This is a genomic window from Paenibacillus sp. FSL E2-8871 (genome assembly GCF_038000345.1).
In the GTDB taxonomy this organism is placed as follows: Bacteria; Bacillota; Bacilli; order Paenibacillales; family Paenibacillaceae; genus Paenibacillus_AQ.
This window is the reverse complement of the sequence record NZ_JBBOBV010000001.1, coordinates 1,257,671-1,274,563: the sequence shown is the minus strand read 5'-3', so window position 1 is coordinate 1,274,563 and position 16,893 is coordinate 1,257,671. Positions and strand designations below refer to the sequence as shown.

Genomic DNA, 16,893 nt, shown 5'->3' with positions numbered 1-16,893 from the left:
GACAATTATATCGTTCGTTAATAGAGTTTTATAGAAAAGAGACCCGTCTAACTGATTGGATCTGCCAAGCTTGTAGCGGACGTTCACCGCCAAGTTGTCGTCCACTATGGGCGCACAATAGAAACCCTCTAACATTGCAGTGCATGTTAGAGGGTTTCGTGTGTAGCTGCTTTGTTTGCGAATACTACTTCATGATACTAATGGATTTCGTAGTATTATTGAAGAATACATCTGCACCAAAATACTCAGCAATGAAGCGTAACGGGAGCATAGTACGTCCGTTTACAAGTTCAGCTGGAACATCCATTCCTGGTGCAAGTTCACCGATCGCTATAGACAAAGTCTGACCTTTCAAGGTAATCATTACGGTTTTCGTAATGTTATCCCAGCCTACATTTGCTCCTAAGCTCTCAGCAACGAAGCGCAGTGGCACTAAAGTTCTGCCTTTAACTACCATCGACTCAACATCCATACTCATTTCAATTCCGTTTAATTTATACTCTTTCTTACCTAGAGTAAGTTCTAATTTCACAGGTTCAGGTTTGGTTGTAACAAAGATATAGCCTAGTCCTTTTGCCGTGAAGGTAAAATTACCTGTCTTATGGTCATATTTGCCGCCTAAGCGTTCCATATTACCGTCTAATCGAAGCATGACACCGCATAACATGCTAATATCGTTAGTCGACAACTTCTCTTTTGTCAGATCGAAGGTTACTGGTATAAGCCCTGTATAATCCGTTACTTCCCGGCCATCTGCGAAGATCTTCAACTCATATCCCCGCCCTATAACTCCGTCTCTATCATTTACAGGTTTAATCACAACCTTTATACTCTTGCCTGTATTCAACTGCTTCAACAATTCAGGGGACAATTTAACAGATACGGTGTCATTCGTAACGGTTAGCGGTTTGTTGGCTTTAATAATCGCACCGATCGTATCGTTTTGAATCTCAAGCTCATCTTTTCCGGCTGACATCGTCAATGCAATGGAATTGCCTTTCATCAGCTGCTCTTTGATTGTAGCATCAATAAGATCTGCTACCGGTGTTTCTGGAGAAGGAGTCGGCGTGCTGATTTGGCCACCTGATCCTCCGCCGTTATTATTTGCAGTAATTACGATAGTTAACTCTATCGTATCCATGCCAGCATGGTTAGAAGCCGTAACAGTGAATTTGTATGTTCCCGCTTCATTAGGCACCCCTGAAATAACACCCGTAGCTCCTTCTAATTTCAACCCTGTAGGTAAATAATTATCTCTCACTGTCCAGGTAATCGGTTCGTCGCCGTATACCGCTAATGTTACCGTATAAGGTTCTCCAACTTTGCCGCTTGGCAGATTCTTAGTGATAATCTCCGGAGCTGTTTCCACTGGCTTATCCTCTTTAATCTCGATGCTCAATACTCGCTTATCTATACCAAAATCATTCGTTGCGCCAACAGTGAATTCGTAATATCCTGCCTCTTGAGGCGTACCCGAGATAACACCTGTTGCTTCATCTAGGTTCAAATCTACTGGCAAATCTCCTCCCTGGACCTTCCAAGTAATCGGTTCGCTGCCGTATACCGCTAATGTTACCGTATAAGGTTGTCCAACTTTGCCACTCGGCAAAGTCTTTGTGATAATCTCCGGAGCTGTGTCAACTGAGACATCTTCAGTGATCACTATATTGAACGGTTTCGAGTCACTGCCTTCGTCATTGTTAGCTTGAACTTTAAATGTAAATTGACCCCATTGATCCGGTGTACCCGAGATAACACCTGCATCTTCATCCAAGCTCAATCCTGATGGCAATTGACCATCTACAACAGCCCATTTGATCGGCTTATCGCTGTCAGTGGTAAGAACTGCCGAATAAGGTTGTCCTACCTTACCATCAGCAAGCGATTTCGTCGTAATCATTGGCGCAGTACCTGCGTCTTCAACCCATTTCGCATATAATTCAATATTCCTTGTAACAGGATCAGCAACGAAATCCCAGATATCGTTTAATCCTGCATCTTGATACCAACCGCCGAAAACAGTGTTTTCTTTTGTCGGTGCTGTTGGCTCGTTAATTGTCCCGCCCATATCTGCGAACTTCTTCACCACTTCGCTGCCACCGTTGGAATCAAAAGTTACCGCATAAGGGTTGTGTGCGCCGATGGAAGGCGTTCTGCCGTTAAGTGGATTTCCGAAGAAGTCTGTTCTCTCCGTCATATGAGGCAGAGCGTTCGCGCGATCCACATATGGGCTTACAATCTCGGCACCTGCACCATAGGCCAGGTTATTACCGTCAGCAAGACGGAACCCGTTCATCACACTGTAATCAAGCTTGGCATCAACTGTTCCGCTGTTGGTAATCCAATGTTCCGGCGCAGATTTATAATCATTTAATATAGAGTTAAGTTCCTCTTCCGATACATAGCGGTTGTCAGTTGCTGTTACGCCTGCACCTAGATACCCGCCTCCGCCTGCGTTCATGCTACCAAAAAGATTAGCCGGATATACAATGTTGTTCGTAAAACGTCCGGCTGCAAATGAAGCTGATGTTCCCCCGCCTTTCAGACCAACCTGGTTGTTTGCCCCAGTGTAGGCAAAAATATTATTTTGGAAATAAATATGCAAGTTGGAGGCCGTCGGATCAAATACTAACGAACTGCTATTCTTCAATGGTGTGACGATGACATTGTTATAGTATAATCCGCTTAATTCCTCGCTCGTTGAAGAACCTCCCGCAAGTAATATAAGACTGTTAAAGCTCTTGTTAAAATCCGGGCTGCGACCGTCGTTCACGCTAATGTTATAGCGAACGATATTGCCCTTGGCAGCATTCATCTGTAAGTACCAACCGCCATAGTTATTTCGGCTGTAATTGTATTCATACACATTGTCCTGACAATAGTTGTCAATGTCCCAAGCCATACCGTCATTACTAGCATGATAAGGGTTATCCACGGCTTCATTATAGCGGAAGATCGTGCCTTTACTTGCCATAATCCACGCTGCCGCATAGTTTTGCGAACCTAGATATGTTGGCGTTGTATTATTTGGCCCCCAGTTCGTAACCAGGTTGCCGCTCTTATCGCTTAAATAGCTGTATCCGCTGTCTGTGACCACATTTCGTTCCACAAGGGAGTTGTTCCCGCCGGACATGACAATGCCATCTCCAACCGAACTAGAAATCCAGTTGTTTCTAAACACAGCGTTTGATGCCCAAGGATAGCTTGAGTTACTCCAAGTAATGCCTGTGTTATTAGTCCCTGGATTGCTTGGCCCGTAGGCATTGTTGCGAATACCTTCGTTATCGCAGCGAAGGGTTTTATTACCTTCAACCAATATATCTACATAACCATTAATAATGATGCCGCCGGATACCTTACTTGCTCCATTTGCTTGGTGCAGCCCATTAACATCATGAACGTAGTTATCTCGAATGACGATGCCTTGCATACGAGCATCAGCATAATCTTGAATATTAAACTGACCTTGTCCCAGCTTGGAAATCCGTGACATTACAGCGATACCGGAACGGCCGTCACCTGCTTTATTGCCGATGTTCGTTACTTCAATTCCACTGACTACCCAATAGTTAACGTCATATAACTCAATTGTACCGTTTAAGGAAATGCCTGATGGGCTTGACGCTGTTCCTCCACCATTAATTATCGGGCGTTGGTTAGGGTCGGTCGTATTATATTTTGTAAGCGTAATCGGATTTCCTTCCTCACCATCGCCGCGCAGTTTGATTTGTTCGTTCCATACGCTATTTGCATCCAGATAAATGGTTGAACCTGGCATAAATACATATTCATTAATCTTGGAGATTGATTTCCATGCCGTAGCCGGTGTGCGTCCATCTGCATGATCGTCACCGTTATTGGAGAAATAATAATCACGGACTTCAAGTGGTAGAATGTTCAACTCGAATGTGATTTCGGCAGGATTCAGATTCAGTCTAATGGTATATTTTCCTGGCACGATATTATTTCTTGCGAATGATTCTTTGTTAATTTTCAATACATTACCGCTAACAGTATAATCCACATCCCGCTGCAGTGTTACAGCGCCGATCTCCACTCCAGCTAGATCTGCTAAATCAGGATTTACGGTGATATTATAGTCGTCCAGACCAATAACATATGTGCTGTCTTCCAAGTGGCTATACTCTTTGGGCATGAGCTTTAGCGTAATAGAAGATGTTCCGGTTTGGGCTGTTATTCCACTATCGATAACATATACGTCATCGATAAAGTGCCTGTTCTGTATATCCTTAATCGTTCCAGCCTTGTTGCCCCAGTTCGTAGCAAGCTGCAATGCATCGATCTTGGAAATATTGTTCTTAACTAGGGTATCAAAATTGCCGCCATCTGTTGATTGCCTTTGAATGTCTTGTCCATCGATTTTATAGGTCGTTCCCGTTGATGTAACGAACCATTGGAATTTATGCCAGCCTTCGCTTCGCTTGACATCTACAGGATAGAATCTCCCGGATGAACCGGGTCTGACTGCGTAATTGGTCAGATTTGCCGCCCAATCGCCATCTCCGTTGCCATAATTTCTTGCGATATGTTCATTGGATGATGGGGTTAAACCAAAGACAGCGTGGTCATTGGAAGCCGCTCTGCCATCATCATAGTACCAAGCAGTAACGATTGTTGTCTTACCGGTTGCAGGGGTGTAATTATAGGTACCTGGAACAGTAGCCACCTGACCGGCGCCGCTTGATGTTGCGGCCTTTCCTCCGGTACGGGACATCACATCGCTGTGAACATATCCGTTCGCACCATTTGAAAATTTCTTCTCCCCTTCAAATCCATCGTAAAACATAGTGTCAGCCTTATTGAAGTAATCAACGCTCACTTGAACAGTGACCTCTTCGTTCCCTGTCGGAACATAACCTTTTTTAACCGTCACGAATCCGGCATCATCAACTTCAATCTTATCCTTGTCTTGATCTGCCGGGCTGAAGCTGATGTTATCAGCAACGAACACACCAGCAGTGTCAACGATTAACCGTGTTCTATCTCCTGCCCGTAAAGTATCGCTCTGGCGAATTAGTGCAATGTTGGCTGAATATTGTGCACTCTCTCCTGATTCATCAGAGTCCAAGAATCGTGACGTTGCACTGCCGTTTGCTTTTACTTTAAATGTATCATTTAAAGTCGGGAACAAAGCAGCATCATTGCTTGTTGCTGCAATCGGGATTCCTTTAGCCACTCCATTACTGAAGAGTTGAACCGAATAGGCAGATGCGTTAGCGACGCGGTCCCATGTAGCGTATGTGCCGTTCCATCTGACATTTACCGGTACAGGCAATTTCTCGATCTTTAATATTCCGGATGCTGCAACTTCTTCACTGATGTCCCCCGCATTATTAATGACAATGGCTGTAACCGTGTAGTTGCCCACTCCCAGTGCCCTTGCATAGGGCAGAACATGATGCCTTTCGTGATTGTTAGGCTGGTCGGGTCCTCCATTTTTCGATAAATAATAACCAACAGGTCCACCGTCTTTGAACAGTGTTACAAGGGTGTCACCGTAATTGGAAGCGCCACTATAAATGCCCGTGTCCGAGTCAAGCGTCGGTTTAATTGGCGCATTCACCTGTGTATTGGTGGTTATCAACAACGGTGCAGCATTGGATTTCACCACAATTCCGTCTGCCGAAGACACTTCGCAATAATAGAAATTGCCTTGTTGTGAAGCTGCGTCCACATTGGGAAGCGTTAATAGCGCCTTATCAGCTCCGCTGACTTTTGTCCCGTTCAAGCCAGACTCGTCGTCAGATACATACCATTGATATGCTGAAGCAGCGGCTGATGCCGCAACGCTAAATGTTGCTGTCTCACCTTGCTTCACTTCTGCCGCTGTTGGCTGAGTGATTATTTCTAAATTTGGCAATCCACCGGGAGGTACCAAATTCAATGTTAATGTTCTGGTTCCTGTTGTTGTAGCCACATCTTTAACAACATAAAAATCGTCGATTAGATGTTTATTTTTAATATAAGCTTTGTTGCCTGACTGGTTGTTCCATCCTCCAGCTATTTTAGGCTGAATGGTTGTACCGCTCTTCATAGCTTTGTAAATATTACTTTGCGCTGAATCGGATATTAATGTTCCGTCTATTTGTAAAGTCGCACCATTCGGTGTAATGAGCCACTCGAATTTATGCCAGCCTGTGGAACGTAAAGCCCCGCTATCTTTCCAACGGTTGCCTGCTGTACCCGCTGATGATGGTGCATATGCCCAAGTATATCTAGTCGGGTTATGAATAACATCAGCCTCTGAACTTTGATAGAATGTCCCGGCAAAGGTGGCATTTTTGCCATCTACAATAGCAAATTGAGTTCTATCCGTCGCTGTCTTCTCCTCATCAGGATACGGATCAAAATACCATGCCGTCATCTTATAATTGCTACCTGCCGGCAATGCCACGTCTTGGGCTACATTTTCATTATTCGTATCATTTGAAGGTGTAATCGCTTTCAATCCAGAACGGGACTGAGCATCGGAAAGCGTGTATGACGAACCTAATTTGCCAGTTGATGTCATTGGACCATTATTGTTCTCGAAGTCCTCCATGAATAACACATCTGAGTCATGGTAATAACTCGCCGCGGCCGTGATTGTCACTGGGATGCCCGGAGCACCTGGCGACGCAAATGTATAACCGCTAGCTAAAGTAATGTTCCCCTGATTATTAACAGTTAAAAGATTCGCATTGCTGGAATCATAATTAACCTCGTCAATAACCGGTCCTTTCACGAGACTGCTTAAAGGCGAACCTTTATAGGTAAGATTCACCCTGCCTGCCTGACCTGCCGCTTGTGTCAATTCTAGTACAACAGAGTCAAAAGATTCGCCCCCTCCCGCAGCTGACACTTCAGATGAAGGCGCCAAGCCGAACAGACCAGGGAACACCAACGAAGTTGCCGTAATCATCGACAAAGCTTTTTGCATCCATTTCGATCGTATCATCCAAAAACTTCCTCCCTTTGAAATTAATAAATTAATCTTTATAAAAAATCCACATCTATGGAAGCCTCAATAGACATAGATTTTTATAAACTTAAAAACATAACTATTCTAGTTCACTACTAATTCACTGAATCGATTACCGTTATATACGATCTTCAACTTATTCGTATTTGCAATTAACGCTCGCAAGTCAGACTCCGCCGATCCGTATAGAATGGAATCTTTCACTTCTTCCAGTTTAAGCTTGGTGATTTCCGGTTTTGTGGTTAATGTGGCAACGACATCCTCGCCCATATATTTACCGATTACTGTCTCGCCTACAGAAGCAGCAGCTAAAGACTCCCAAAACTTAAGAGACTCGGTTTCTTCTTTGGATATATCCAAACGGTTTAGCACTTTCTCTTCCTTGGCCTGTCCCGCTGTCGCTAACGCAGCCGTCAATTCATTTGCAACATGAACATATTCCGCACTTTTTGATGCATACTCAACTTGCAACTCTGCTTCGCTCATTTTCGTTTTTTTAACCTGCGTTTCTACCAAATCCGGCCAACGGGCGCCACTTAAATATTGCATGTATTGATTTATATCAAACTGAGGCAATCCATAGTAAGTCCCTTCTGAATCATCCATCTTAGCTCGCTTAACATTTTCATCTTCCATGTCGGATTTTAGCTCATCAAAGCTTTTGTAAGGGGCGATCCCCCGCTCATCTGCAATAAATTGCTCCTGCTTGGTCTTTAGCAATGCAGTCATTGCAGATTTTTTGGCGTATTCAGTTGGGGTTTCATGATTTTCTCCGTATTGACGTGTCCAGAAGCCCTCATCTACTTGGACCCCATAAGTTCTGAAGAAATAGTCTGCCGTTATAGCTCTATGCTCCTTGACATAAAATTGAAATTCTTCCTCCGTTACGGCGTATCCATCTACTGTAAATATCCAATCTTCAGGTAGCTCCGCCTTTTTGTTAGTTAAACTCAACACGAGTAAAGCAAGAACAATCAGAGTGGTAAACAAAATAATCACGGTTGCTTTTCGTCTAGTAATCCCCATGACGCCCCCCCCTTTCAAATATTCAACCTAGCTTTGCAAGAAAGCCTATGACAGTGAAATTCATCGCCGTTGCTGGAGAAGTTCCCAAATTTAAATGGTTAGACATAATTGTAAGTTTAGCTGCCCTCTAATGTAAGCGCTTATTTAGACTGAATTAAAACAAATTTGACTAATAAAAAAACAGTTCTAGTTCGCAATTTTGTGTGTGCTAGGAGATCAATATCTTATAAAGGAACTGTCGTTTGGTGTAAACGCTTTTATTAATGAATATTAATTTTTAAATTTTATTCACAAACACCTAGACACGACGAAAATAGTTGTGATACATTGGAGCATAAGTAATGCTGCTGGGTTAGCAATTTCTACCTATAGGTGAAAAGTGACGTTGAGGATGCGATGATTTCCTATTGAAGCGCATATCTTCAAATCTCTTTAGCATATAAGTGAAGTGTCACTTACACCTTAAAGTTAAAGCGCTTAAACTTTATTGGCATGTGTAGCACTTATTGTTAAGCGTTTTACTTTGGAGATCATTCTATAGGGAAGGAGGACTCATTGACGTTAATTAAACTAAACATCACTTAAGGAGGAATTTTTGTTTACTCAATGAAATCGACCTCAGGCACAATGAAAGTGATAATAGTGACGTTGAGGATGCGATGATCCCCTATTGAAGCGTGTATCTTCAAATCTCTTCAGCATATAAGTGAAATGTCACTTCCGTCTTAAAGTTAAAGCGCTTAAACTTTATAGGCATGTATAGAACTTATTGTTAAGCGTTTTACTTTGGAGATCATTCTATAAGGAAGGAGAATTCATTGACGTTAATTAAACTAACCATCACTTAAGGAGGAATTTTTATGTACTCAATGAAATCGACCTCAGGCACAATGAAAGTGATGTTACTTGTCATGCTTTCGGCGGTTATGCTTCTAGCGACATTAGCCGCCCCTGCACCGCTTCAACGGAAAGCTCATGGAGCGGGTGAATTGAAACCGTTTCCTCAACAAGTCAGCTATCCGGGTATCATTAAACCAAACCACGTCAGTCAATCCTCGATGAACAGTTCTGTATCTTCCTACTATGACTATTGGAAGGCTACTTATCTTAAAAACAACTTGTCCTCGCTGCCCGGAGGGTACTATGTAAAAGGTGATATTACTGGCGAAGCGGACGGCTTCGATCCTCTCGGCACATCGGAAGGCCAAGGATACGGTATGGTTATTACCGTGCTAATGGCTGGATACGATACGAATTCCAGAACAATCTATGATGGTTTGTTCAAAACGGCTAGAGCGTTCAAGAGCTCTAATAATCCGAACCTGATGGGATGGGTAATAGCAGATAGTACTGGGGCTCAAGGGCACTTCGGTTCAGCAACAGATGGGGACCTCGATATCGCCTACTCCCTTATTCTAGCTGATCGCCAATGGGGCTCGACTGGAACGATCAATTATTTGGCTGAAGCCAAAAAGATGATTGGCGCTATTAAGCTTAGCAATGTGACAACTAACAACAGGCTGAATCTTGGTGACTGGGATACGAAGAGCGCCTTGAATACGCGTCCCTCCGACTGGATGCTCAGTCATCTACGGGCTTTCAATGAAGTTACTGGAGATTCAACTTGGCTAAATGTCATCAACAATCTGTATAACGTATACAGCCAATTTACAGCAGCTTATTCGTCTAGCACAGGTCTGATTTCGGACTTTGTGGTAGGCAACCCGCCTAAGCCGGCCCCCCCAAACTATTTGGAAGAGTTCCCTGAAACAAATGAATACAACTACAATGCAAGCCGTGTACCACTTCGTATCGTAATGGATTACGCCTTGTACGGAGACACCCGTGGTAAGGATATCGCTAATAAAATGGTAGTATGGATCAAAGGAAAAACAGGCAACAATCCGAACAATGTGAAGGACGGTTACCAACTGAACGGTGCGAATCGTGGGACTTATGCAACAGCGGTATTCGTAGCGCCTTTCATCTCCGCAGCGACGACTACAAGCACGCATCAAGCTTGGGTCAATGCAGGATGGGACTGGATGAAGAATAAAAAGGAAAGCTACTTCAGCGACTCCTTTAACATGCTGAACCTACTGTTCATCTCGGGTAACTGGTGGAAGCCTACCTACAGTGCTGCGGATACACAAGCTCCCTCAGATCCAACGAATCTGACTGCAACAGCAACTTCAAGCAGCCAAATCAATCTGAGTTGGACTCCTTCCACTGATAATGTCGGAGTAACCGGCTATCGGGTATTGCGTGGCGGTTTGGAAGTAGGCACACCTACAGACACATCCTTTAGCGATACCGGTCTTATCGCATCTACAGCTTACAGCTATACGGTGAAAGCTGTAGATGCCGCAGGCAACCTGTCTGCTAACAGCAATACCGCTACAGCAACTACAAATCCAACTCCTTCTGACAGCACCAACCTTGCGCTAGGCAAGACAGCGATAGCCAGCTCTATCGAAGGTGCAGGATTTGAAGCTTCCAAGGCAACAGACGGCAACTCTACTACCCGTTGGGCTAGCATGGAAGGAAGCAATAATGAATGGATTTACGTCGATTTGGGTACAACCCAAAGTGTGAACCGCGTCAAGTTGAATTGGGAAGACGCTTACGCTAAAGGCTACAAAGTTCAGCTATCTAACAATGCAACAACATGGACGGATGCTTACGTAACAACGACCGGTGATGGTTCTATTGACGATATTATATTTACTGCAAATAGTGGACGTTACGTCAGAGTGCTGTGTACTGCTAGAGGTACCGTATACGGATATTCGATATTCGATTTTGAGGTTTACGGGTCTTAATTGAACAAAGCCTGGCGGATATGAATCCGTCAGGCTTTTTTTGTTTAAGCCAGCGACGGTTCTATAAACCATATTACCACTGGATACACAGACATATTGGACTTCACTTCGAATATAGAAAAATAGATACCATCTCTAATACGAAGTGTTCGCTCGTATCTCTCACCAGAGATTGAATATCCCGAAAGCTGGATGTCCCCCTCCACTCTTATATCCTGATCTTGATCATTTATTCGATTTATCGTTCGCAACAACATAGTTCAATACTAAATTCCAAGAAATAAAAAAGCCGAATGGATCGTTCTCATCCACTCAGCTCATAGGTTTATTTTACAATAATCTGTATAGTATCACTTTCCGTTGTTCCACTTCCATTCATAAACTCACAGCGATATTGATAGATGCCAGGCGATTTCCCTGAAATTTGTGTAGTGGCCGATTGAGCACTTGGTGTTTGTGAAGATAAAGATTGCGTTTCAATAAGTTCGCCATTTTCATATAATCGATACTGTGTTGCGTTCGTGCCCCACCACATATTAGCAGCAATGTTATAGTCCCCATCTTGATCCCAGTTGTCACTAGATAACACAGGTTTGCCGGGCTTCGCATCAGTCACGGTGACGGTGTGTGGATCACATGAAGTCGTTCCATACAAATTCGATAACTCACATGTATACACATAGGTTCCATTCGGCTTTCCTTGAATAGGAATAATGGAAGTCTGGGCAGCTGGCGAAACATCCGCGAGTGACTTCGTTTGGATCAATTGGCCATTCTCGTACAGCTTATACAGTGTGCCATTGTTTCCCCACCACATATTCATCGTAACCTCGTAATTGCCATCATGTAAGCCTGTCGCAACACCGCTATTATTCGATAGTGTCGGTTTGCCTGGCACCCCATTTGCAAGCAACGGCGGACTACTGGAATGACGTTCGAACTTGACTGCATCAGCCCTCGTATAAATCATATCGGCAGGTAGAGTTGGTGGATCTACCGTTGTCGGACTAACCCTGGTTAAACGAACATACTCACTGCCGTCTCCAGTAAAGTCGAACGTTCCAAGATTAACCCAACCCGACGAACCAACGGTTGCATCGATATACGTGACCTCGGTAACCGACTGATGCTTCACTTCCACTTTGACATAATTGTCATTTGCCGTCGTATGGACGAGCTTGTAGATGGAGACCGTATATTTCCCCTCTGGAAACTGTCCTTTCCAAGTCGCGGATGATCCTTGAACGGTAGAGTAACGGGACTTCACACCAATTTTGTATCCGGCTAAATTGCTTTGGCTCCAAGACCCTTCTGTCGTGTACAACCCAGTCGTATTCGTGCTGTCGACAATAACCGTTAATTCCCTGATCGCAATTGTCAAAGGCGGTGTTGTTAAGGTCACCCCGTCAATCGTTACAGTGGCCCATACCTCAATGTGATCCTTTTCCCCGTCAAGACTTAAAAGGGTCAACAAACCGCTACTGTCCACTTCAGCCAGATCGGTTCGATCAACGAAATACTGCACATTTGCCTGTGATAGATCACCAATCAGACCATTATCCAAATAGCCGGTTACGCTTAGTTGTGCGGTTTGAGTCATCTGCAGTTCGTTCCGATTCGACAGGATCACCGCAGACTCCAATTGCGGTATCTTGTTCGGGTCCACCCACATCATCGCATCGGCAACTACCCGTGACTTATTGGCCATATTGGTTAATTCCACGTACCCACTATCGCCTGCTGCAAAAGGATAAGCACCCAGGTACACCCAAGTCCCATTGGCCGCTGTCTCATCTACGGTAACCGTCTCGGAGCCTCCGCTATAATAAACGGTAAATGAGGCATTCGTTGCCCAATTTTCACTAGCAGCGGTTATTTGCGGAAGCTTATAGTACACACTGTAAGTAACACTTTCCGGCAGCTCAGGTCGCCATTTAATTCTACTTGTCGCTGTGCCGGCAGTCGATTTGGCATACACATAGTTATCATAGTAATAGTCGTTAGCCGTTGTATCCCGTATCCAGATCCCTTCTGTCTCTGCCTCCGTATTATCCACAATGATGGATGAACCCTCCTGCCAATCCGGTTGAGCTGGAGTTTCGGTTACCTGATCAGGCAGAAAGAGAGTCCGCTTGCGAGTCTGTTTCCCGTCCGATTCCACATAATAAGTGAAGGTTTGGGATAAATCGTTTACCCGTATCGACCATTCCATCGGATAGATCTTATCTGGAATGGTTGTATACGTAGCCCCGCCATCCAAGGAATAATGGATCGTCGCTGGTTTCGTCGTTTTTGACTGCACATAAGCATCGTAGGCCGTTTCGTCGGGCTTGACGATCAGCATGCCTTTAACCGCATCTATTGGACTGTGGATATCGAAGAAATAGCTTGCATCCGATGTATCAGTAGTTCTGACCTGGTGCAGCGGAACTTCAATGTTGAGTCCTTCCACAATGATAGCGGTTATTCCCTTGCTTGAAACCGTGGCTTGAATGATTCCGCCACTCATAACCGCTTGCTCTGGTGTGCCATTGTCGCGGATGATGGTTACGGTATAATCTTGTGCCGGGTTGAACCCAATGATTTGCGCATTCAATTCGATCGGAGTCTGGACTTCAGCTGAGGATTCGTTGCTTAACCCGATGTAGAATTTATTCCCGCTCTCTCCCGTTATCCAGTTCAATTGAGGATGGTTGGTCTGAATTATCCCCTTAGGCATCCAGAGCCAAACGTCGGAATTACCGTAAAAATTCCCTGGTTTATTTCCATAGAGGTGATATTTGAACCATAAAAAATTAGTTTCAAATACAGAAGGAAATGTAATACTTCCATTCGATTTCAACGATTGCTCGCTGATCAAATAATCCATCGTTTGCCCGAGCTGTCCCGGTATATGGTGATAATAGATGGATGTAGCCCCGCTTGGGCCTTCCAGAGGAAACTCCGGTTCAAGTTGACTAACGGCGAAGCCCTTATAGTAATAACCTGGATAGCTCGAATATCGACCAATAACCGCATTATGAGCAATATCCTGCAGTAGTTTATCACCTGTATAGAGCGACAATCTCAGCATGAATGGAGCTTCCTGAGCATTCATCCGATAATAACCAGTTGTACTTCCCGCTTCAAACGTCAATCCATTGGGAGAGACAAGCCAACTATCCGCTTGTACGCCTCCGGCTACATCTTCTGGGAGCTTGATCCGAGGATATTGATATTTACCACTTTCCGGCCAATGGAACGACTCCGCGTAATTATACGTCTCAGGCTGCGGAATCGTAACGGCACCTTCAGGAACCGGACGAGCAACGAACATCGTTGCATATCGTTTGGCTTCCTTATAAGCAGCATTCAAGTATTTGGGATCCTGAGTTTCCTCGTAAAGCTCCAAGATCTCCATCCACAGCTTGCTATAATAATAAATGAACTCATTTTTACTCACATTTACGGATGCAGGCGTATCAATATGCTGCATGATATAGCTGTCGGCTGCATCCTTGGCAGCCTGTAAATACTGCGTATCTCCCGTCATACGATACATCATCAGGGGCTGAATGACAGGACCCCGGTCTTTCTGGTCAGGATCACGCACGAGGTACTCTTCCTGTGCCAGCGCTCCAATTCCTGCAGTAGTCCCCATCATCTGATTGACAGCGGCTACGCTAGAAAAATCAAATGGCAAGGTTGCCATTTTCCATAACGACGGCACACCGTATACTGGCTTCTGCGTCGGCGACCAACCTATACCATTTCGCGATAAGCCGTACTGGACGGACGGCAATGCTCTCGTATCGTAAAGCTGGTCATCCCCAGTCAAATAGTAAGCCCCCAAAAGAACCGCATTCGAGCTTGTTCGAATACTATCCTCGTTTTCGATGTCAATAAAGCCCTTGGCACGGCTCCACCATCCGCTGGGTGACGGGACATAATCAACAGAGTCATCCCCTTGCGGCTCTATCTTAAGTAAATCGATCATATTGAACATCGCGTCAGTAAGCGACTGATCTGATACATTTTCCCGGTATGCGGAATAACCATACTCATTGCGAAGAATATCCGCGTAGGACTCATACAAATTGATTTTTTGAGCGATTAGTCCCATATGAAATTGATAAGTGCTTTCCGCGGCCATTTGCGAATAAGTCCCTAATTGAGGAGCATACAAGATTGGCTGCACGCTGCCTTCATTGTTGACAAGACTCATGCCAAGCCTTTGTTTCGTAACACCTCCCGTCGGTTCAAATTCAACCGGAAGCTCATCCGAAGGTACAAATACCCCATACGTCAATGGATTGCCCGAACCGTCATTCTTTTCAACCAGACTCATTGGAGCGCTTAGCTCCCTTAAGCTTGTTGATTCCACCGAACCTACCATTTTGGCGTGTGACCTGAAACCATTTAATACTTCATTGACGCCAGAGATCTGCTCTGTTGTGAAAGACTGATAGCCGATCACGTAATTGCCATCCCGGCGGGGTGTAAAAGCGAAGGAAACATCAGGTTTGTCCCCTGACATGGACCAGTTCACTTGTAAATCGTAATCGCTTCCATGTGAAGAATCGGTTAATATCGCCTTATGGCTGTCAGGGAAATCAATCTCGTCGAATGTAATCCAGCGTTTGTTCATCGTATCGTAGTAATTGGTTAGACTCCCCGAATTCCCATCCAATAAGACCCATTGCTCTTCAAGTCTTTCCGCCACATTATTGACAGGCACCCAGTTCCCCGTATCCGTGTCCTTGTAGAACATATCACGAACGATGGATTTGCCACCATCCCAAGCTGCTTCATAGAAGGTTACTTTGTAGCTGGCATTCTCGATGCTGCCTTTTTCCGTGTAACTGAGATTCGCCAATGTACGGCTGCGCAGCGGAGGCAACGGCGGAGCTTGCTGCCGGATATTCCCTTCAAACTTGACCGCATCGGCCCGCGTAACGATCTTTCCGGTCGTAGGTTGCGTTCGAGTCAGTCTGACAAATTCGCTATCATCACCACTGAAATAATAGGACCCCAAATCAACCCATCCGGCCGATGGGCCTGACGAGGGCCTCAGATCCATAAACATGACATCCGTAATCCCATTGTGAACAATTTCAATTTTAACATTACTGTCTGCTTTATCCGCCCAATCAAGCTTGTTGAATGAAATTTTCGCCGTCCCTGCTTCCAATCGCGGATTCCATGTGATGCTTCTTCCTACTGCATCGGTAAATTTGGAACTGGAATTATTATATCCCTTCACTCCCGTACTTGTAGTCCAATAAGGAGCGGAGAACCCGTTATTTGCGTTATCTACATCAGTGGTGACGACATCATCAATCGTGATGCTTCCATCATCAATGATGATCGTCTTATGCGGCTCTTTTTGCTGAATATTCCCTTCGAACTTGACCGCATCTGCACGAGTAATTATCGTGCTGGTTGTGCTGGTAGACCGAGTTAATCTAACGAATTCTTTACCAACTCCGGAAAAATAGTACTCTCCCAAATCAACCCATCCCGCAGGAGCACCAAATGAAGGCCGCAAATCCATATAGAGAACATCGGTCGTTCCATTGTGGACGATTTCAATTTTTACATTGCTATCTGCTTTATCTTCCCAATTAAGTTTGTATAACGAAATTTTCGCCGTTCCCGCTTCCAATCGTGGATTCCAGGATATCGCTCTGCCTGCTGTACTCGTATATTTAGAACTGGAGTTATCATATCCCTTCACCCCTGTACTTGTGGTCCAATTCGGAGCTGAATATCCGTTGTTCTCGTTACCCACATCAGGTGTCACAACATCATTGATCGTGATGCTCCCGTCATCGATGATAATCGTCTTATACGGTAAGGGCTCCGCGTATGCGGTCCTTATTCCGACTAGGCTGAAAGGAACTAATATCGTCACGATGAAAACGATTAAGAAAAACAGCTTCCTTTTTATCATACAACTCACAGCCTCCCTTGTGTTGATAACGCTTTCAAAATAATGTTGCCCTCCTTTGTTCGAAGATCGTATAGAAGCAATTAGCCTTATCCTTCTGACTAAGCCCGCTCTGTCGGTTTTATCATAGCATG

4 protein-coding genes and 1 pseudogene are annotated in these 16,893 nt (G+C 44.6%); 2 read left to right on the top strand and 3 right to left on the bottom strand.

The annotated features are described in order from the left end of the window. Nucleotides 1-184 precede the first annotated feature (184 nt). Both NYE25_RS05765 and NYE25_RS05760 read right to left on the bottom strand, forming a co-directional pair. Entirely contained in the window at nucleotides 185-6,958 is a 6,774-nt protein-coding gene (locus tag NYE25_RS05765; RefSeq protein WP_341145374.1) for a putative Ig domain-containing protein, read from the bottom strand. Between the two features lie 108 nt (nucleotides 6,959-7,066). Continuing rightward, entirely contained in the window at nucleotides 7,067-8,008 is a 942-nt protein-coding gene (locus NYE25_RS05760) for a hypothetical protein (RefSeq protein WP_341145373.1), read from the bottom strand. Between the two features lie 980 nt (nucleotides 8,009-8,988). On the opposite strand from NYE25_RS05760, the pseudogene NYE25_RS05755 reads away from it, so the two are divergent. Both NYE25_RS05755 and NYE25_RS05750 read left to right on the top strand, forming a co-directional pair. Then, nucleotides 8,989-10,137, top strand: a pseudogene (locus NYE25_RS05755) (glycosyl hydrolase family 8); the annotation flags it as partial. Then, complete coding sequence (locus NYE25_RS05750) at nucleotides 10,114-10,830, top strand: galactose-binding domain-containing protein (protein WP_341147688.1); 717 nt, start codon at nucleotides 10,114-10,116, stop codon at nucleotides 10,828-10,830. The pseudogene NYE25_RS05755 and the gene NYE25_RS05750, both read left to right, overlap by 24 nt. A 325-nt stretch (nucleotides 10,831-11,155) precedes the next feature. Here the strand turns inward: NYE25_RS05750 and NYE25_RS05745 are convergent, their stop codons facing one another. Further along, nucleotides 11,156-16,762 carry a golvesin C-terminal-like domain-containing protein gene (locus tag NYE25_RS05745; protein WP_341145372.1) on the bottom strand — a complete coding sequence of 1,869 codons (5,607 nt, stop codon included), beginning with the start codon at nucleotides 16,760-16,762 and terminating at the stop codon, nucleotides 11,156-11,158. Nucleotides 16,763-16,893: the final 131 nt, after the last annotated feature.

What these genes read in the sequence shown, in the direction of transcription:
- NYE25_RS05765 (WP_341145374.1), bottom strand. Translation starts at nt 6,958, where the DNA reads ATGATACGATCGAAATGGATGCAAAAAGCTTTGTCGATGATTACGGCA.
- NYE25_RS05760 (WP_341145373.1), bottom strand. Translation starts at nt 8,008, where the DNA reads ATGGGGATTACTAGACGAAAAGCAACCGTGATTATTTTGTTTACCACT.
- NYE25_RS05745 (WP_341145372.1), bottom strand. Translation starts at nt 16,762, where the DNA reads ATGATAAAAAGGAAGCTGTTTTTCTTAATCGTTTTCATCGTGACGATA.